This is a genomic window from Saccharococcus sp. Marseille-Q5394 (genome assembly GCF_946901335.1).
GTDB classification, from domain to species: domain Bacteria; phylum Bacillota; class Bacilli; order Bacillales_A; family Planococcaceae; genus Sporosarcina; species Sporosarcina luteola_C.
Window position 1 is genome coordinate 520,586 of the sequence record NZ_CAMPPQ010000001.1, and the last position, 19,978, is coordinate 540,563.

The window sequence follows — 19,978 nt, forward strand, 5'->3', positions numbered from 1 at the left end:
TCCGACGTTTCATGGTAATATAATAAAATATTCATTTATGATACCGGAGGGAAAGAGCATATGACGAAAATGGCTAAAAGTGAAACGAATACCGTACAAGTGGAAGATATCCTAATCGCCAATCAATTGCTCAAAGATGTTGTGAACCATACACCTTTGCAAAAAAACGAGAGGCTATCGGAGAAATATGGCTGCAATGTTTATATTAAGCGGGAAGATCTACAATATGTACGTTCTTTCAAGTTACGCGGCGCTTACTATAAAATCAAGCGGATTGAAAAAGACGCACGCGAAAAGGGCATTGTCTGTGTAAGTGCGGGAAATCATGCGCAAGGCGTCGCCTATGCATGTGCACATCTGCAAATTAGCGGCAAAATCTTTATGCCACAAACAACGCCTAAACAGAAAGTCAACCAAGTGAAAATGTTCGGGAAAGAATTCGTTGAAATCATCCTTGTCGGTGATACGTTTGATGACTCTTCCATTCATGCAGTGAATTGCGCGGAACTGGAAGATCGGATTTTCATCCATCCTTTCGACGACAAGGATATCATTGCAGGTCAAGGGACGGTCGCTGTCGAAGTAATGAATGATATTGAGGAGCCAATCGATTATGTGTTTGCAAGCATCGGTGGCGGCGGCCTGATGGCAGGAGTCAGCACATATATTAAAAACCTTTCCCCTAAGACAAAGCTGATCGGTGTTGAGCCGGAGGGAGCAAGCAGTATGAATGCCGCCATTCAGAACGGCGCCATTATAGCTTTGGATAATATTGATAAATTTGTCGACGGCGCTGCTGTCAAATGTGTCGGTGCCCAAACGTATGAAATCTGCCGGAAGTATGTCGATGATTTTTTGAGTGTTCCAGAAGGAAAAGTCTGCACATCTATTTTAAATCTATATAATGAACATGCCATCATCGCCGAACCTGCAGGCGCTTTGCCAATAGCTGCACTCGACTTCTATAAAGAAGAAATTAAAGGGAAATCCGTCGTTTGTATCATTAGTGGCGGGAATAATGATATCGGCCGTATGCAGGAAATCAAGGAGAAGTCCCTACTGCATGAAGGTCTGCTCTATTATTTCATCATCAACTTCCCACAGCGGGCGGGGGCATTACGGCAGTTACTTGACTCAGTGCTAGGACCGGACGATGATATTACAACATTTGAATATACAAAGAAGCATAACAAGGAAAATGGACCTGGGCTTGTCGGTATTGAATTAAAACGGAAGGAAGATTATGCCGGTCTCTTGCTCCGAATGGAACAGAACGGTTTTCCATTCACCGAAGTGAATAAAGATAGCACATTATTTGAGCTTCTTATCTAATAAAAAAACCGCAAAACGGCGATACAATGCCGTCTTGCGGTTCTACTTAGTTGTCGTAGTAATGATTGTCGCTATCCGATCAATTGCCGGGAGTGCAGTTGTTTTTTGGCCTTGGGTCAGAATGCTGAAAATCAACGTTTCCCCATCTCTTGTTTCAGCATAGCCCGCCAATGAATTGACACCGTTCAAGCTACCCGTCTTGGCTACTACTTTCCCTTTTACAGCTGAACCCGTTAATCTGTTTTTCAACGTTCCGCCGACGAAGCGGTCATTCATGCCTGACACCGGCAAGCCTTGCACGAAACTGCCATACCAAGGTGCTTGTCGCGCAGCAAACAGCAATTCTGTCATTTGTGCTGATGTCACTTTATTCTTATGGGACATGCCTGATGCATCCTCAAAATTCCATTCAGTTGAACGTAACCCTACGGATTGTCCAAATTCACGCATGACCCGCAGACCTGCATTCCAGCTTCCTTCCCCATAAACTTGTTTTCCCATCGTCTTCGCCAATATTTCGGCATGTGTATTATTACTTAATTTCATAAATGGTCTCATCAAACTCTTCAAAGGCATCGATTGTCTGGAAGTAATTACTTTCGCGCTTTGTGGAACTTCCCGTCTTGCCACTTTCGATGATTTGGTGAATTTGATCCCTTTTGCTGAGAGCGACTTTTTAAATACGTCTAGCGTATACGCTGTCGGATTAGAGACGGTCACCCATTCTTTTTTTCCCGTGCTTCCAATAGGTACGTTACCCGCAATAACAATAGTATTCGTTCCATGTTGACGCTTAATGGATAAGGTGTTTTTATAACCTTTCGGAACAGTATTGCTTTTATTGACGACTTTAATGATGCCCGTATCAGGCGTCATTGTCACTTTGGCTTTATACCCTTTCTTCGTTGGGCTGGCATTTACGATCACAGTGCCGGCATCATAATCAGAATTCGGGGATAAAGTCAATCCGGAAATCTGTGCGGCATAGTAAAACGTTTCATCACTTTTATCAATTCCGGGAGAGAGCCGTACAGAGTCAAACCAGCTGTCATCCCCTACCAGGTCTCCATTTATTGTCTTTACCCCTTGCTTTGCCAATGCGGCGGCAAATTGATCCAAATCCTTTTTCATCAGAGTCGGATCTCCCTGCCCCCGCAAATAGAGATTGCCATTCAATACTCCTTTTGCTATTGAACCATCCGTTAGCAGATCAGTCGTGAAACGGTATTCCTCGCCAAGCGTTTCCAATGCAGCTGCGGATGTAAGAAGCTTTAATGTAGAAGCAGGTGTCACTTTGCCATCCGCATTAGCTTCGTAAATTATTTCACCCGTTGAAGCCCTACGTACTGTTACACTGCTGACGACAGATTTCATTGCGGCATCCGCTAAGATTGCGTTAATATTTCTTTCCAGTTTCTCATAGGGACTTGAAGCTCGTACGTCTGGTTGACCTGGAGTTACCGTGAACACAGCAGCAAACGACATAACAACGGCCATAATGAGCATGGCTGTTCTTTTGAGAACCAAATTATTTCCCCCTCTTCTTTGATGTCGATTTCAGTCTACCATTATTATCTAGGCAAATAAATAGATTTTGAGACAAAATAATTTTATTAATCAAATATCTCTAACCTAGTAATATTATATTTATAATATACATAAAGTAAAAATGACAAAAAAAGACATTCAAGTAAATCTAACGAGTTCGGTTGATTGGGAGAAAAATGCTAATAGCAAGTCAAATAACAAACGTTTTAGTATATGTTTTAGACACGGTTTTACAATAGAAAAAGCAAGCAAAAACGCACAGACATGTGCATTTTTTGCTTGCCCTATTTTCTTTTTTAGGATTGCTTGTTAATAAGTGATACCACTTTTAACCCGTTGATCTCCGTTACACGCGGACAGCTTTCCGCGGGAAAAGCGAAGCGTTGAGAGAATATCTTTGCACTTCGCCGCCTTTCACTCCAATCAACTAAGAAAGCACCTCACTTTTATCTTCCTACAAATCCGCCTTCTGATTTAATAACTTGACCAGTAATCCACGTAGATTCGTCACTCGCTAGAAACTTAATTAACCTTGCTGCATCATCAGGCGTTCCAACATTTCCTGTAGGAAAAAGACGTGATAAGGACTCTTTTGTTGCTTTATCCATCCAACCCGAATCAGTCGGTCCTGGGTCAACTGAATTTACGGTAATACCAATAGGAGCAAGTCCAACGGATAATGGTTCAGTTATAGCAGTTAACATACCTTTTGAAGCAATATAGGCCAGGTTATTGGGGTCTGGTCCTTTTGAGACAAGGTAAATAATTCTTCCACCACTTTTTTGCGGGAAGGCTTTCTCAAACCTTTTGGCAAATTCAGTGCTTAATAATATAGTTCCCCTATTGTTCACCATATAGTGATCATCAAGGATTTTAGCATTTAAGTTCTGAAAATCAACTAGTTTGTCATAGGCTGCATTATTCACCAGTATATTTGGCGTTCCAAGGTTTTCTTCACAACAATTCAGAATGGCATTTGGTGTTTCCAATTCTGATAGATCTGCCTCCATATGTTCACAGCGTACACCTAATTTTTTGATTCTCTCACATAATTGATTTGGAAAATCACTTTCCGATCCATTACCCTCATTCTCATCATAATATTTCCAATGTGTAAAAAAGATATCTGCACCAGCTTCCGCTAGCATTAAGCAAATTGCAGAGCCAATGCCTTGGGAACGACTTGCACCAGTTACAATTGCTATTTTTCCTTTTAAAATCCCCATATTATCCCCCTCGTGATTGCTTGCAATCTGTCCCATATATGAAAAACGAGCGTAATCCCTTATATCGTTTTTGCGCCCATTTGCTGAACGTAAAATATCGTTTCTATCGCACTCGCACCTTTTGATTGAGTGGCACTGTTAGGTTTGCCAGTATGGCCATAACAATAAGCCTCACTCTTACATTTATAGAATTTCCCCCAACTTCTCTTTTGATTATAATCCTACTGAAATATATTTGACTTCAATATATTCATCCAAGCCATGATGGCCGCCTTCGCGACCGAGGCCGCTTTGCTTGAAACCTCCGAATGGCGCTTGGGGGGGTGATGGAAGTCCATCATTCAAACCGACAATTCCGTATTCCAATCTTTCGCTCATCCGAATGCCCCTTGAAAGATTCTCTGTAAATACATAAGCGGCCAATCCATAAATCGAATCATTCGCCCTTCTTAGTACCTCTTCTTCGGAATAAAAAGTTGTAATAGGAGCGACAGGACCGAACGTTTCTTCCTTCATGCAAACCATATTATCATTCACATTGAGTAAAATGGTCGGTTCGTAAAACAGGCCATCCTTCCTTGAGCCACCGACAGCTATTTTTGCGCCTTTTGAAAGTGCGTCATCTACGTGGAATTGTACTTTACGGATTGCTTCTTCATCGATAAGCGGACCGATTGCAACCCCTTCATCCATTCCGTTTCCGACTTTCAATTGTTTTACCCGTTCAACCAACTTCCGTGAAAATTCCTCTGCAATCGTTTCATGAACGTAAATGCGATTCGTGCATACGCATGTTTGGCCGGCATTCCTGAACTTGGCAGCAACGACTCCCTCAACGGCTTTATCGATATCACAATCTTCCATGACGATTGCCGGGGCATGGCCTCCGAGTTCCAGTGAAATTTTCTTCACCGTATCCGAAGCCCCCCGCATAAGCAATTTCCCTACCTCGGTTGAACCGGTGAATGTCAGCTTACGTACACGAGTATCCTGCAGCCAAGCATCGCCAATTGCACTCGCCTCCCCTGTGACTACGTTAATGACACCAGCGGGAATACCTGCTTCCAATGCCAACTGTGCCAATCGAATTGCGGTAATCGGTGTCTGTTCGGCCGGTTTGATGACAACTGTGCAACCTGCGGCAAGCGCCGGTCCGACTTTTCTTGTAATCATCGCTGCAGGGAAATTCCAAGGTGTGATGACAGCTGTTACACCCACAGGTTGTTTATGGATGAATATCCGTTTCCCTGTATGGCTTGAAGGTATCATTTCACCATAAATACGCTTTGCTTCCTCCGCATACCAAGAAATGAATCCATTCGCGTACTTTATTTCGCCATTTGCCTCTGATAGAGGTTTCCCTTGCTCCTCCGTCATCGTGTGCGCAAGGTCTTCCATATGCATATCGATCAGCTCATGCCATTTCACCAACAATGAACTTCGATCATAGGCGGACAGAGCGGACCATTTTTGAAATGCATCATATGCGGCATCCACAGCTAAAATGGCTTCTTTCGCTCCTCCATGAGGAACGGTTGCAATCGATTCTCCCGTTGCGGGATTAATAACATCAATTGTCTTAAGGTCTTTGCCGACTTCTTTTCCGTCAATAACCATCGAAAAAGTATTCATCTCTTAACCTCCTCATATTTCTTTATACAAATGTACCACTAATATTTATTCAATTCCCGCCCAATGGGTTGGATTTAGAGGAAGCATTATTGCAAACTTGGCACACTATACGTATGTATCCAGTGTGCTAAACTATTTAATAACTAATCTTGAAAGGCGGAATAGCTGATGAATACAATTAATTCTGTAAAACTTACCTCACTTACATCAAAAGGGGGGTGCGGCTGTAAAATTGGTCCCGCCGACCTATCACAGGTTCTTCAATCTCTTCCCCCTGCCGCCTTTGATCCCAATCTTCTAGTCGGTCTTGATACGAGTGACGATGCCGGCGTTTATAAACTTACTGATGATATTGCAATCGTGCAAACGCTTGACTTTTTCACTCCGATTGTCGACAATCCTTATGATTTCGGGCAAATTGCTGCAACGAATGCAATTAGTGATGTATACGCAATGGGCGGGAAGCCGATAACTGCTCTTAATATCGTGGCATTTCCAATTTCGAAGTTGGACAAGAACATCCTTTCCGATATTTTACGCGGGGCCGCTGACAAGTTAAGAGAAGCCGGTGTCACACTTGTCGGTGGACATTCCATTGACGATCAAGAACCTAAATTCGGATTAGCAGTAACAGGCACTGTCCATCCCGATCACATACGTACAAATGCTGGTGCAAAAGCAGGCGACAAGTTGGTATTGACGAAACCGATCGGAGTAGGGATTTATACAACTTCATTAAAACATGGCGCACTTTCAAATGAGGAAATAACACAAGTAACCTCAATTATGACGACTCTGAACAAGACAGCGGCAGAAGTGATGTCCGCCTATGAGGTTCATGGAGCTACCGATGTCACCGGATTCGGTTTGCTAGGGCATGCGACTGAAATGGCTAAAGCAAGTAATGCGGGCATACGGATTTTCTATGAGCAAGTACCTGTCCTTCCCCGCACGAAAGAGCTTGCAGAAGAAGGAAGGATTCCAGGAGGCACGAAAAGCAACTATGCCCATGTTGCTGATTCGGTCACCTACTCCGAGAAACTTGATCAATTGGACCGTTATATTTTGTGTGACGCAGTGACTTCAGGTGGTCTCCTCATTGCAGTATCGGCTAATGAAGCCGATCAGCTAGTTGACGAGATGACTGCAAACGGCGTCAACGCAACCATAATCGGAGAAGTTACGGGCGAACATCCAGGAAAGATCACTGTTGAATGACCCTTATAATAGAAGGTGAAAAACGTTGATTAGAGATATTAGTTTACAAGACCTATTTTCATCAATGGAGAGAGAGCCACATACTATCATTGATGTCCGATCTCCATCCGAGTTTAGCGAAGCGACAATTCCAGGCAGTATAAACATCCCTGTCTTTACCGATGAGGAACGGGCAGAAATTGGTACTCTTTATAAACAGGTCAGCAAAGAAGCTGCTAATGAACGGGGACTGGAGATTTTCGCAGCTAAACTTCCTTCTTTCATTCGACAATTTAAAATGATAGATACTCCTAAGACTGTCTTTTGCTGGCGCGGCGGTATGCGAAGCAAAACAGCCGCAACCGTCCTTGATTTAATGGGCATCCAAGCAAATCGGTTAAGCGGCGGAATCCGGACATATCGCCAATGGGTTGTAAAGGAATTGGAAAAGGAAGTTTTTACACCGAAACTGATCGTATTGAATGGATATACCGGATCAGGCAAGACTGTTCTATTGAAACGGCTCGCTGATGAAGGTCATCCTTCCATCAATCTGGAACAGCTCGCAGGACATCGAGGTTCCATCTTCGGTCAAATCGGGCTTGTGCCGAATAACCAAAAAAAATTCGATTCATTGCTAATTCATGAACTGCTAAAGGTGAAGGAAGAAGCTTTCGTTTATATCGAAGGTGAAAGTAAACGGATTGGCAAAGTACTGATCCCCTCTTTCCTATTTAACAAAAAGGAAAATGGAATCCATGTATTCATCAACCTACCACTCGAGCAACGGGTTACTAACATTTTGGCTGATTATAATCCATGGGAAGTCGGAGAGAAGTTCGTTGAAGCGTTTAATCTAATCAAACGACGCATCCATGTACCGATCGCAAAAGAGATCGAAGAAAATTTGGACGAAGGAAAGTTCAAGGCGGCAGTTACGCTATTGCTTGAATACTACTACGATCCCCGCTATGAGCACTCAACGACAAAACATCCATATGAAAATGACTTTGTCATCTATGCCGATTCCATTGACGATGCTTATGAGCAATTATTGCAGTTGAATCATTCCATCGAGGTTATGAAATCAAAATAACAGGCTGTCAATCGCTTTTTCAAGTGATTGACAGCCTTTTCCCTGCGCCATTATACTCTGCTCCGTTCATTCCACAGATAGAATTGTTCCATTATGATTGCAATGATTGTGCCGATAATGAGACCGTTTGATAAAACGGCCGCAAGGGCATTCGGCAGATCTGACATGCTTTCCTGCGGGATGAACATGATACCTATGCCAATCATCAGTCCGACGGCTGTCACCTTATAGGCACGTTCCTGTTTCGGCTCGGCAGCAAGTTCACGGAATGCCATTTCCACCATTTTCGTAAAAATGGCAAATGTGACGGCATATGCAACCGGTGCAGGCAAAACAGCAAAAACCGACATGATTGATGGAATGAGCGTTATTAGTACAACGAGAACACTGCCAGTAATGAACGGTATAAGTGTAGCCATCCTTGTCGCTCCTACAAATCCTGCCGCACCGGAAATCGGAACAGGTCCAATGGCCGAAAAAAATCCCGCGAATAGATGATTGATCCCGGAAGCGATTGCCCCCTGCTTCATTCGATCCGGCGGAGTGATCGAAAAAGATTGCTTAAGCAAACTTTCCATTACCCGGATGGACGCCATCATATTCGCAATCAGCAAAAGCGTGATAAAACCTGCAGTGATGAACATGCCGCTATCCCAAACCGGCTTCCCGTACACAAATAGATCAGGAAAACTTATCCATTGTCCAACCTCAAGCTTTACACTATCTGCCTTACCGATAAGAAGAAAAAGAATCCAACCGAAGCCGATTGACAATAGAACGGAATATCTGGAGACCCAAGAAAATTTATTGTTCATTGTCATGAACGTTACAAGTAAGACTGCAAAACTCCCAAGGAATATAAGACCGTCGATCTTATCCCCTACGCTGTCAACACCTACCATCCCTTTAAGGAAAGTACCGCTTAACTGCAAAGTGAGAAGCATTAAATATGTAAATGTAACTGACGGCGTGAATAGATTTTTCATTTTCGTTATCAATCCACTAATCGCCAATATAATAAAAAGGACGCCGCTGACTAGCATTCCACTTTGCAAGGCTTGCAGGGCATCCCGGGCCGCAGGATATGCAATGCTTACCATTCCTGCGTAAACGACGAAAATACCCCACCATAATCCTGCTGGTCCTTCATTGATTGGCAGTCGATGCCCTATAAAGGCTTGAATGAGGCATGCAATTCCAAGTACAAAAATCGTACGCTGAATGAAAAGCGCGGTTTCGGCAGTTTCCATTCCAAACAAATGGGCAATCGCAATAGGAGCCGCAATAGAGGATGCGATTAAAAAAACCGCCCATTGCATCCCTCCGACAACTGTTTTCATAACTTGCACCTCTTATCAGAAATCCATCTGGTTCCAATTTCGAATGGTTATTATAATCGTTCAGCTTGGCTGATGTCCATTCAACTCTATAGTATCAGCAAATCCTTTAATGTAGAACCCGTCAGTTTCTGACCATTCACAGTAAAGTATCTCAGCCACATGATCATATCCTTTCGCACCGATCCCTTCCTGCAGCCATTCGCTGGATTTACCAATGGCGTTCAGGACTTCCGATTTCACTTCACCATTATCGATGAGCAACACACTCGGTTCCTCTTCCTTCTTTTCGATTCCCAAATCATCAGCTACGACTGACTTATATTTTGCGAACGTATTAATAGAAACTTGGCCTCCTGGTTCGATGTACATGTCGCGGACTTCCCTCAAGGAAAATATCCCTTGTTGACGAAGCATTGTTCGAACCTGCTCCATTTCCAATTGATTTTTCTTAAACGCTTTCCGATGAATTTTTCCGTTTGAAATTAATTGATCGGGCTCCCCTTTTAGAAGAATACGCAATCGATTGAATTTGAGCACCAACTTTTCAACTGTGAATATAGCTGCAGCCCATACAGTAACTGCAAACAGAAACATCCATATCGTGATTTTTTCGTCATATAAAGTTTCTTCAAGTAGACCACCAAACATTATCAAATAGATGATGTCATACGGAGTCATTTCAGCCAAATGCTTCTTGCCTAACAGCCGAATGACAGCCATTAAAGCTATCAATCCTATAATAAGTTTCATTCCATTTAGTAGATAATCCATATCTCTCCCTCCTATTACTCCTGTTAGTTACCCGATTAGCTATGGTTTAAATCTATAAAGTTGCTGTTAAAACCTTCATGTTTGAAAATGATAGGTTCGGGTATTTTCTAGAATAGCAATTCGCTAGAACAAAATTATTTTCAGGAGGAGTTTTTAAATGGTACAACGACATGTAGTAGGTTATTATGACAACGAATCGGAAGCTGTTGCTGCAATTGAAGAGTTGAAACGACAAGGTTACACTTCTAATGATATTTCCATCCTTAGTAAGGACAGAGATCATGTAGATTACATTGAGGAACAAACAGGAACGCATGCTGCAGATGGTGCTGCTACAGGTGCAGCAACTGGCGGCTTGCTCGGTGGACTAGGTGGAGTTTTAGCAGGTATCGGAGCGCTTGCAATTCCTGGTATCGGGCCGATCATTGCTGCGGGACCGATTGTAGCAGGAATTACCGGTGCTGCTGCAGGAGCGGGAGTCGGCGGACTTGCCGGCGCATTGATCGGGATGGGCATTCCGGAAGAGGAAGCGCATCGCTATAATGATTATTTCAATGAAGGTAAGATTCTTGTGTTAGTAGATGGTGAGTATAGAGATACACGTTTGGACTATCCAGATCGACCACTCATTTAAACGTTAGAAAAGGCTGTTCCCTAGTAATGGGAGCAGCCTTTTTACATGTTAATAATATGGAGAGATCAGAATATAAACGAGAACACCGGTAAAGCTGACATATAACCAGATCGGCATTGTCCATCTCACTATTTTACGATGACGCTCATACTCCCTGTTCCAAGCCCTTGCCACACTCGTTAATGCGAGTGGAACAATTGCAGCTGCAAGTATTATATGGGTGATGAGTACAAAATAATAGATCCCTGCCAAGATGCCGCTCCCGCCATATGGAGTGGATGGCGCCAAATAATGAAAAGCGACATATGTGACGAGGAATAAAGCGGTCGTACAAAATGCGGCATAAATGAATTTCTTATGGACACCCACATTTCTTTTCTTTATGGCAATGAGGGCTCCGACTAAGAATAGGAAAGTGAAGCTATTTAATATGGCATTTATCAAAGGAAGGATGGTAACATCAAACGCATCGAAATCCTCCACCCCTTGCCTGCCTGATAAAAGTCCGATAACGCCTATTAAAACAATTGATAAAATGATGATAGCCGGCCGGTAATTTCTTTTTTCGAACGGCTTTTCTTCAGTGGATTGAATCATTAAAACATCTCCTTAATCACTACATTTCTATCCGTAGTGTACCATAATTATCGCACTATGAACCCTACTTCACATTGTTGTCGAAATGTAAAAAAACAGCCGGGCTACTTTCCCGACTGTATCGTGGAACCGGCTGTTCATTTGGACAGTGTACGATATAAAAATGCTTTTGTCCTTTCCATTTGTGGATTACTTAATAAATCTACGGGACTTCCAGATTCGACGATTTCCCCTTTATCCATGAAGATGGCTTTGTTAGCAACCTCTTTTGCAAATTCCATTTCATGTGTGACAACAACCATTGTCATATCTTCTTGAGCAAGGTCCTTCATGACACGAAGCACTTCCCCCGTCAATTCCGGATCAAGAGCCGATGTTGGTTCATCGAATAGGAGAACTTCAGGCTTCCTCATTAAGGCACGGGCAATGGCCACCCTTTGTTTCTGGCCTCCCGAAAGCTTGGACGGCAATACATCAGCCTTATCTGACAGCCCGACTTTCGACAACAACTCCATGCTCAATTCACGGGTTTGTTCCGCGCTTCCCTTTTTCAATAGCTTTGGTGCCAGTTCCAGGTTTTCCAATACAGTCAAGTGCGGAAACAGATTGAAATGTTGAAACACCATCCCCATTTCGGAAGTAATCTCTTTCAATTGCTGAGGTTTTGAATAAATGCCATCCTTAACAATATAATTTCCATTAACTGAAATACTTCCCCCATCCAACTCCTCTAAATGGACAAGACTTCTGAGCATCGTACTTTTCCCCGATCCGGATGGACCGATGACAGCGATGACATCGTTTTTATTCACTTCAAAACTAATCTGCTTAAGCACTTCAAGCGGACCGAATGATTTTTTTATGTTTTCCACTTTAAGAATTGGCATTCTATACACTCCTCATTTAAATCACGAATAATTTCAGATGGATAGGTTTAAATTAATCAAACCGTAAACGTCTCTCCAACCATTTGAAGAACAGAGTCAAACACAATGTAATTATTAAATAGATGACTCCTGCCAGCAAAAATGGTGTTATTGTGAAGTCACGGTTGACCGCTGTTTGTGCAAAATGCAACAGTTCAGGGACCGCTACTGCATAGAGTAAAGCCGTATCCTTCACCAAAGTGACAGACTCATTCGCCACTGCGGGCAACGCGATGCGGAACATTTGAGGGAATACAACTTTTCGCATTGTCTGCCATCTATTCAATCCGAGCACTTTCGCCGCTTCGAACTGACCTTTGTCGATAGCAAGGAGACCGCCGCGGAAAATTTCCGCGAAATAAGCTGCGTAATTCAAAATGAATCCTAAACATGCTGCGGTAAACCGGTCAAGAACCAGATATTCCCCGATGACCGGAATAAGCGGCAAACCGAAAACAATGAACAGGAGCTGCAGCAAGAGCGGCGTTCCCCGCATCAAATAAATATATGCATTCGCTAAATAAGCTAACGGTTTGATGGAACTTCTGACAATCAAAGTCAGTAGGAAGCCAAGCGGGATTGAGACGATGATGGCTATTAGGAATAATAGGACTGTCGCTCGGGCTCCTTCGAGCATTGGTATTAAAATGGAAATAAAATAGTCTATAGACATACGTAATGACTCCTTCTAAAAAGCAAAACAGGTTTTCTTATCGAAAACCCGGCATGCTCGATTCATTATTTAAGTACTTTATCTTCCCCGAACCATTTCGTGGAGATTTTTGCAGCACTGCCGTCTTCATTCATTTTATCAAGAGCGTTTTGAAGCTTTTCAAGCAATTCTTCGTTGCCTTTTTTCACACCTACTCCATATTCCTCAGGCGCTAAGGACTCGTCCAATACTTTAAACGCACCTTCTTGCTTGGACATGTAATAATCAATAACCACTTCGTCAATGATGACTGCATCAACACGGCCAGATTTCAAGTCGGATAGTGCTAGAACATTATCCGCATATTCGGAGACAGACTTGATTTCAGAACGGATCGGATTGGCGTTCAAAGCGTCTGCTGCTGAAGAAAGACCTTGCAGTCCTACTTTTTTACCAGATAGATCTTTTAGTGCTGCAATATCGGAATTTGCTAACGTTGCTACAACTTGCGCGTTTTCCAAATATGGTTTTGTAAAAAGAACTTTTCCTTTTCGTTCATCCGTGATTGTATACCCATTCCAGATCAAATCAATTCGTCCACTGCTTAATTCCGTTTCTTTTGTTTTCCAATCAATCGGCTGGAATCTCACTTCCATACCCATATGTTCCGCTGCTGCTTCAGCATATTCAATATCGAAACCAGTGAGATTATTGTTTTCATCCCGGAAACCCATTGGAGCAAATTTATCGTCCACACCGATGACAAGAACATCTTTCCCGCCTGACTTTCCGGTTGTTTTGGAATTCCCGCAACCTGTTACGACGAGCAATGCAACTATTGATAGGACGAATAGCGTCATATACTTTTTCATTGATCTCTCTCCTTTTAGTAAACTCGCTTTAACACTTTAGTCTGTTAACGTATTGATAATATACCATGCTTTACTGATAAAGAAAACCCTTTTATTAATTTACAGAATCTTCTTGTTCAGTCATTCGCCATTAGTATATGAATAGGAAACGTTTTGATTCTGTCCAAAAAGGCAATTGAACAATATAGAACTACGCTAGAAACAATAAAGGAGGATGTTCTTAATGAAGAAAGATTATATGGATGAAAAACACTCGAAGGGAAAAGAAGAGCCTGAATTTAAAAACGAATATGTGGAAAACAGTATGCAGAATGAAGCGAGTTTAGACCAGCTGCCTCCCACAGGAATCAACGAAAGTTTTGAGTCTAATAAGGAGCCAAATGGACTTGATCCTGAAACCATTTTTGAAAAAGGGTACTCATTTCAAGAAACGCCTGAGGAGATTCGTTCCCAAAAGATGAATCAATTCGGGAAAGAACCGAATGGCATTAATCCTGATGAAAGAAAATCGTAAATCTAAAGAGGTTGCCCGGGAATCAGTTTACACTGACTTTCAGGCAACCTCTTTTGTAACGTCCCAGGCAGACTTCTATTATCGCGTGTAAACATTGATTTAACAGCATTCTAGCTTGTCGATGTGTAAAATTTGTGTAAAATGATTTTACCTCCTTCTATTCAAATGCTTTGTTCTCATCTTCTTTTGAATAAACGATCTTAAAAAACTCTTTTAAGTTGTCCTCCCCAGGAGGACGTAAATATACGCCGAGAAACGTTGTTGTTACGGCATTTACAACTATCTTGTGTTGTATTTGTGTTGCGTTTAAACAAGTCCGATCCTCGCTGAACTTCTCTCTATCTATAATATCCATAAAAAAACATCAACTAATTATCGTTCTTCTCTAACCAGTCATTCAGCCAATCCATCTCTTCTTTTGATAAATCGGTGATATCTTCAGCTCTATTTATAACATTATGCCATTTAGCCTCTTCCCACTCTAAGTAATTTTCCCATTCACGGATAGTTTTTTTCGCCTTCTCCGCTTCAATCTGTTGCTTTGTCTTAAAAGGAATTATCTTAGCCAATGTAAACACCTCATCACAGCTTTTATATTCCTTCTATTTTACAGTAGTGTATCTAGAGTAGCAAAATCAGCTAAGTTTAATCCAACCTTACTAGTTTTCTAACTGATTTGCTTTATGAGATGGTATTTCAAATTAAGTTTGTTTCTTCCTAATTAGATAGACACCTCTTGCTATTTCTCTATATTTAACTAATACACCTTCATTTACTTTTTCAGTCAATTCATTTTTCTCAAGGTCAGTTATTATCTTGTTTCCTGATTCGTCAGAATAAACTCTGAACCCCACTATTAGTAATAATACATTTAAATATATTAGATCGTTATTAACATAAATATATCCTATTATTAAAAATAGAACCAAGTTTACAACCATGCTATTTACATCATTTATATTTATTACAGTCAAGGGCACCACATAAGTAATGATATAACTCAAAATGTTCTCATTGAAATTTGATAATTTCCCAAGAACCATTTTTTCATTTAAAGACCATTTCTTCAAAACCAGCACAGTAAGTAGTGAAATTAAGAACAAAACAATAATTACAAGCCAAAAAATGAATTGCGGCTTATCTTCAAATGACTTTCTAATATTTACAGTAATAGACTCCTCAAAATTATAATTGTTAATTGCAAGCAAAAGATAAAGAGGAGCATATGAGGATATAAATAATAGCCACTTATAAAATTTGGTAACCATAAAATGCTCCCCCTCGTTTCAAGCTAGCTCATCTCGTCCCTTACGCTCAGTAATAAAAGTTTGATAATAAGCATCCCTTAAAATAAACGTGATCTCTTGAAGTTGTTTTTTACTTTCGTATACAAGTTTCGATTGGTCATCATTAAACTTTACATCTAAATCCATATTAGAAACTAATTCAATAACCTTGTCGAAGTTTTCATATACTTGCTGTACTCTTTCAGGATCTCTAAGAAGTTTTGTTAAACCTCTTATAGCACGCCCGTCAGATATGCTGTCTTCATAGAACGCTTCAAAGTTCTCAATCATGTCAGTTTGCTTAATTAATTCCAATGTTCTTTTAGCACTTTCTTGATATTGTGCTGTTATATCAAAAATTCGTTCCATGGCTATATGTTGAACAATAGTTAATTGGGATTCGTATCCAACGATATCAATGAAATTGTCAATCCCAATTAAATCTGAACTTACTTTAACGAACTCATCATAGAAAATCCTACCGATGATTCCGTTTTGTAGCTTTTTAAATTTTGTTACCCTTCTAAACATCAAAAAATCATTTTGAGGATTTTCATCAAATTTAATTCTAACGAGGTAGAAATTAAAATCAGAAAGATTTTTTGGCGGTTCTGGTAAAAGACCTACTTCAGTACTTAATAATATGTCATTTAATGCCTCTACATAATCATAGGTGCATTTTTCTAAAGTTTGATCTAATGATGCAATCGGATTGAAATCAACAATAGGATTATCTTTAACCTCATCTAAAGCAGTGATAATTAACTTAAGTAATTCCTCTTGCAGATCAGCTTTAAGCGTTGGTTTAAACGAAGTGTAGGATTTATTTCTCCCCTTTTTAACAAAATAAAGAGTTAAATGTCCTTCAACACCATCTGTTAGCAACTCTAATCTTTCCTTTATTGTAGATATGCTCAATGGAATCCCCCCTTATGCCAGTTTTCGACATACGAGCAGGAAAATCCTTCATCATTCGCCAATTTCCAATTTATATTATTTATGAATATAAGTTCTTCTATATACACTTGGGCACCAATATGAAATTCCCCACTCTTCTGTAACAACCGGTTTTCAATTGACGGGTGATAAACGCTATTGACAGTGTAAATATCATACTAATCGGCCAAATGTTTAAACAACAAACTAACAATATAAATACAAATAAAAACGCTCAGAAATCTCAACGTTTACCAGCCTTATTTTACTAAGGCTGTACGTGGTTCGATATGCTAATTACTGTGTTAAATTCTTTAAACCGTTGATGTAGTAACAAAAAAAGGAGTCACCAATTCATATGTGAATTAGTGACTCCGAAAAGATTGTCATTTGATGTTTTCTCCCAATAAACAAACCTTTTACCAATAATCATCAGCTTTCATTCCGTCAAGGGTATTCTCATATAGTGAAGGCTTTGAAGCTACCTTCGTCATTCAAAGCAGTAATCAGTATAACCTCATCAGAAAAAAGCTGAACTGTCTCTGCATTGTTCCCCAACACAAGAGAAAGCACATTAAAATCCATGTTCTCTTTCTTCTGAATAAACGATTTGGTAAACGAATCTTTTAGGCTGTCCTCTCCGTCTGTGATAAAAATGAGATCAGATCTTTTGAATTTGCCGTCCTCGATAATCGAAACTGCTTTAGTTAACGGTAAGTTGAAATCTGTTCCTCCACTTATAAATGTTTGTGCTAATTCAATCAAGTCTGCGGCTTTTATTTTACCTTTCTCATATACTTTTACAACAGTGCGAGTGGAAAACAAGACCAAACAAAAATCTCTTTTCTGCTTTTTAGCAATGGATAATAACGCAAGCGCAAATCCTTTAGATTGAGAGTCACGTTTACGCATGCTTCCCGACTGGTCAAGACAGAGAACGATAGGACCTTTGCCAAGTGCGTCTTTCCCGTTTTGCTCGAACATCATCGTTTGTCTCTCAGAAAACCGCCGCAAGAAATCTATTTTGGTTGTTGGATGTTTATACAAACCCAATTCAATTGGCAGTAACTTCTCAATAATATCCCCAGTTATAACACCTTTCATCTCGATTCCTTCGTTGAATTTCGATTTCTGCTTTTTAGTCGCTATTCTTTTAAACCGACCAGCCCAATCCGCGATTTCCATCAATCGTTTATCAGTGGTCACTTTTTCAGCTAAGGATATTTGGTCGCGAAGGGGTACTTTCTTTAATTCGGCTTCTCCGCTCCCCGAACCAATACCTCCCATTAATGATTTCAAGTCTGCTTTCGCTTGTCTTGTTTCTTGTACAGCTTGAGACATTTGCTCCGAAAAGCTTTGGCTATTATTTTGAAGTGTTTGTTGTATCTGACTTTCTAATCCAGCCATTGCTTGCGTTAGATCGGATTGCAACTGCTCATTTCCATTTCCTACCCCTTCCTGCTGTTCCTGTTTTTCAAGTTGCCTTTGCAACGATTGAATTTCTTGCATCTTTTTTCGAAGTTCACTATCCTGCATCTTTTGGTCAGCCAGCCATTGATTTGTCTTCTCCCCGAATTTCATCGTGCCAACGGCTGATGATAAATCATCCAGACGAGTGAAGCTTCGATAGTTTTCAAAGGATTCATCCGCCATGATTCTCTCCATCAATGATTTATTGACCCTTAGATCGGCAGCAACCTCTTCTTCCGTGATTTCCGGCTTCATTTTATATAAGGAGGCCCATATGTCAGCCAAAAGAGGTTCGAAGGTTGGCAACTCCCCTTCATCCCTTACCTTCTGTATTCCTTGGGACATGCTATATATCTCATTGAAACGTCTTTTGTCGAATGCGTCAGTATTTAATACCGAGCGGTTTACAGTATTTGTTTTAAATCCGTTCACACTGAACACTCCCCTTCAAGATATTTAAAAGATGCCGAAGAGATACCCTCGACATCTAACTTACTCTCTACTTATTTTTGGAACAGCATCTTGATAGATTTCTATTTATGAGACTCAAATGTCCATCGGTTCTAGGATGCTATCCAATATCTCCTGCTGCATGGACTTTAATTGATTCAGTACTGGCTCAATGTCAGTTTCCCGGCTCTGATTATGTTTAGAGAGTTTATTTAAATCGGCTACCAATGCTTTAAGTTTCTGGGTGGCTTCCATTCCAGCATCAGTTGAATTATCTTTCAGCATGGAATTAAACACTTCCTGAGCTTCATTCTGAATGGTTTCAATAGCCCTCGTCACGACGTCTTGTGCATGACTACGGACAATCAGGGATACTGTGTCTTTCTGATCGATCGTTTCCCAAAGAGCATTTTCAAGGATGACAATATCATCAACCTTTACAAATTGCCGCTGATTAATCAATGCCTTCGCCTGTAAGACACTCAACGATTGCTTGAAACGCCTATCCGAGGGGCGAATCCCTTCATCCCTTAATTCCATACGGATTTTTGACAGGGTCTCGTAAACTTCATCAGGAATAGTCACCATGTCCGTGAAGAACTGTAGTTGTACCAATTCTTCCATCGTCATGGACGGCATTGGCTGATGTTTTCCATCCCCTTTCATCATGGAAACAAAATTCTTTTCATCCGCAATATAGTCAATTTCAAATCGCAATAGGAATCTGTCAAATAGGGCTTCAAGTCCCTCCCCCTCTTCCGGATACTCATTCGAGGCACCGATGACAGACATCAACGGAACCTTTACGGGAGACCCATTATTATAGAAGAGCCTTTCGTTAATCAGGGTCAAAAGACTGTTTAGAATGGCACTGTTCGCCTTGAAAATCTCATCCAGGAAAACGAGGTTCGCCTCCGGCATTTTGCCTGCTGTATTCCGCTTGTACACACCCTGTTCAAGGTCCTTTAGTGATAATGGACCGAATACCTCCTCTGGAGTACTAAATCGTGTCAACAGCCACTGGAAGTATTCAGTGCCTTGTACAATCTTTGCTAACTCCACCGATAAAGCCGATTTTGCAGTACCTGCCGGCCCAATCATCAGCATGTGCTGCCGCGATAATATGGCGATTAATATTGCCTCCACTTCATCTTCCCTTTCGAAGAATTTTGCATTCAACGCATTTTTGATTTCCTCTAGCTTTGAAAAGTTATTCGTCATTGTTAACCCATCCCTTCATTTTCTTCTTTTACAATGAAAAAGGAAGCAGAATTGATTTACCAATACACGCTTCCTTTTATTCATCCATGCTCATCGTTTACCTGTTGATAAAACAAGTAACGCCTGTTCTTTTAATCGCAACTCGCGTTCTTTATGTTCATTCGCACGCTCCAATTCATTGGATATTTTCTTTAAGTGTTCAACTATATCGGTTACATCCCTTTCAAAAAACTTCCTACCCATCATCGTCTGAAAGAATTCAGGCATTTTAATTCCCC

20 protein-coding genes are annotated in these 19,978 nt (G+C 41.0%); 5 read left to right on the forward strand and 15 right to left on the reverse strand.

What is annotated here, in order from left to right; all coding sequences use genetic code 11:
- Positions 1-69 precede the first annotated feature (69 nt).
- On the forward strand, positions 70-1,332 hold the full coding sequence (gene ilvA, locus OC538_RS02590) for a threonine ammonia-lyase IlvA (protein ID WP_251695274.1): 1,263 nt from the start codon (positions 70-72) through the stop codon (positions 1,330-1,332).
- A gap of 42 nt (positions 1,333-1,374) precedes the next feature.
- On the opposite strand, the gene dacB is transcribed toward ilvA, so the two are convergent.
- The 3 genes from dacB to OC538_RS02605 form a co-directional block, all read right to left on the reverse strand.
- Entirely contained in the window at positions 1,375-2,859 is a 1,485-nt protein-coding gene (gene dacB, locus OC538_RS02595) for a D-alanyl-D-alanine carboxypeptidase/D-alanyl-D-alanine-endopeptidase (protein ID WP_262173140.1), read from the reverse strand.
- A 467-nt stretch (positions 2,860-3,326) separates the two neighbouring features.
- Entirely contained in the window at positions 3,327-4,106 is a 780-nt protein-coding gene (locus tag OC538_RS02600) for an SDR family oxidoreductase (protein ID WP_262173141.1), read from the reverse strand.
- Between the two features lie 213 nt (positions 4,107-4,319).
- Entirely contained in the window at positions 4,320-5,738 is a 1,419-nt protein-coding gene (locus OC538_RS02605) for an NAD-dependent succinate-semialdehyde dehydrogenase (protein ID WP_262173143.1), read from the reverse strand.
- Positions 5,739-5,915: 177 nt separating this feature from the next.
- On the opposite strand from OC538_RS02605, the gene selD reads away from it, so the two are divergent.
- A complete protein-coding gene (gene selD, locus OC538_RS02610; protein ID WP_410055859.1) occupies positions 5,916-6,956 on the forward strand; it encodes a selenide, water dikinase SelD in 1,041 nt (346 codons plus the stop codon).
- A gap of 25 nt (positions 6,957-6,981) precedes the next feature.
- On the forward strand, positions 6,982-8,031 hold the full coding sequence (mnmH, locus tag OC538_RS02615; protein WP_251694514.1) for a tRNA 2-selenouridine(34) synthase MnmH: 1,050 nt from the start codon (positions 6,982-6,984) through the stop codon (positions 8,029-8,031).
- A gap of 50 nt (positions 8,032-8,081) precedes the next feature.
- Here mnmH and OC538_RS02620 read toward each other — a convergent pair whose 3' ends face one another.
- On the reverse strand, positions 8,082-9,371 hold the full coding sequence (locus OC538_RS02620; RefSeq protein WP_262173146.1) for a purine/pyrimidine permease: 1,290 nt from the start codon (positions 9,369-9,371) through the stop codon (positions 8,082-8,084).
- A 60-nt stretch (positions 9,372-9,431) separates the two neighbouring features.
- Complete coding sequence (locus tag OC538_RS02625; RefSeq protein WP_251694512.1) at positions 9,432-10,142, reverse strand: DUF421 domain-containing protein; 711 nt, start codon at positions 10,140-10,142, stop codon at positions 9,432-9,434.
- A gap of 157 nt (positions 10,143-10,299) precedes the next feature.
- Here OC538_RS02625 and OC538_RS02630 point away from each other — a divergent pair, with 157 nt between their 5' ends.
- Entirely contained in the window at positions 10,300-10,776 is a 477-nt protein-coding gene (locus tag OC538_RS02630; RefSeq protein WP_251624365.1) for a general stress protein, read from the forward strand.
- Between the two features lie 48 nt (positions 10,777-10,824).
- On the opposite strand, the gene OC538_RS02635 is transcribed toward OC538_RS02630, so the two are convergent.
- The 4 genes from OC538_RS02635 to OC538_RS02650 all read right to left on the reverse strand — a co-directional run bounded on the left by OC538_RS02635 (position 10,825) and on the right by OC538_RS02650 (position 13,823).
- Positions 10,825-11,373, reverse strand: coding sequence for a DUF420 domain-containing protein (locus OC538_RS02635; protein ID WP_251694511.1), 549 nt, complete (start codon positions 11,371-11,373; stop codon positions 10,825-10,827).
- Between the two features lie 137 nt (positions 11,374-11,510).
- Positions 11,511-12,260 (reverse strand): amino acid ABC transporter ATP-binding protein, encoded by a 750-nt coding sequence (locus OC538_RS02640; RefSeq protein WP_285846975.1) that lies wholly within the window; start codon positions 12,258-12,260, stop codon positions 11,511-11,513.
- Positions 12,261-12,312: 52 nt separating this feature from the next.
- Positions 12,313-12,972: an amino acid ABC transporter permease gene (locus OC538_RS02645; RefSeq protein WP_251694510.1), complete on the reverse strand. Its 660-nt coding sequence runs from the start codon at positions 12,970-12,972 to the stop codon at positions 12,313-12,315.
- 65 nt (positions 12,973-13,037) lie between these two features.
- Positions 13,038-13,823 carry an amino acid ABC transporter substrate-binding protein gene (locus tag OC538_RS02650; protein ID WP_262173153.1) on the reverse strand — a complete coding sequence of 262 codons (786 nt, stop codon included), beginning with the start codon at positions 13,821-13,823 and terminating at the stop codon, positions 13,038-13,040.
- Between the two features lie 223 nt (positions 13,824-14,046).
- Here OC538_RS02650 and OC538_RS02655 point away from each other — a divergent pair, with 223 nt between their 5' ends.
- A complete protein-coding gene (locus OC538_RS02655) occupies positions 14,047-14,337 on the forward strand; it encodes a hypothetical protein (protein ID WP_262173155.1) in 291 nt (96 codons plus the stop codon).
- Between the two features lie 368 nt (positions 14,338-14,705).
- On the opposite strand, the gene OC538_RS02660 is transcribed toward OC538_RS02655, so the two are convergent.
- The 6 genes from OC538_RS02660 to OC538_RS02685 form a co-directional block, all read right to left on the reverse strand.
- Positions 14,706-14,906: a hypothetical protein gene (locus OC538_RS02660; protein ID WP_262173157.1), complete on the reverse strand. Its 201-nt coding sequence runs from the start codon at positions 14,904-14,906 to the stop codon at positions 14,706-14,708.
- 132 nt (positions 14,907-15,038) lie between these two features.
- Complete coding sequence (locus OC538_RS02665; RefSeq protein ID WP_262173159.1) at positions 15,039-15,605, reverse strand: hypothetical protein; 567 nt, start codon at positions 15,603-15,605, stop codon at positions 15,039-15,041.
- A gap of 18 nt (positions 15,606-15,623) precedes the next feature.
- On the reverse strand, positions 15,624-16,541 hold the full coding sequence (locus OC538_RS02670) for a DUF4868 domain-containing protein (RefSeq protein WP_262173161.1): 918 nt from the start codon (positions 16,539-16,541) through the stop codon (positions 15,624-15,626).
- A gap of 477 nt (positions 16,542-17,018) precedes the next feature.
- Positions 17,019-18,461: a VWA domain-containing protein gene (locus tag OC538_RS02675; RefSeq protein ID WP_262173162.1), complete on the reverse strand. Its 1,443-nt coding sequence runs from the start codon at positions 18,459-18,461 to the stop codon at positions 17,019-17,021.
- A 114-nt stretch (positions 18,462-18,575) separates the two neighbouring features.
- Positions 18,576-19,700, reverse strand: a complete 1,125-nt coding sequence (locus tag OC538_RS02680) for an AAA family ATPase (protein WP_262173164.1) — start codon at positions 19,698-19,700, stop codon at positions 18,576-18,578.
- A gap of 90 nt (positions 19,701-19,790) precedes the next feature.
- Positions 19,791-19,967: a hypothetical protein gene (locus OC538_RS02685; RefSeq protein WP_262173165.1), complete on the reverse strand. Its 177-nt coding sequence runs from the start codon at positions 19,965-19,967 to the stop codon at positions 19,791-19,793.
- Positions 19,968-19,978: the final 11 nt, after the last annotated feature.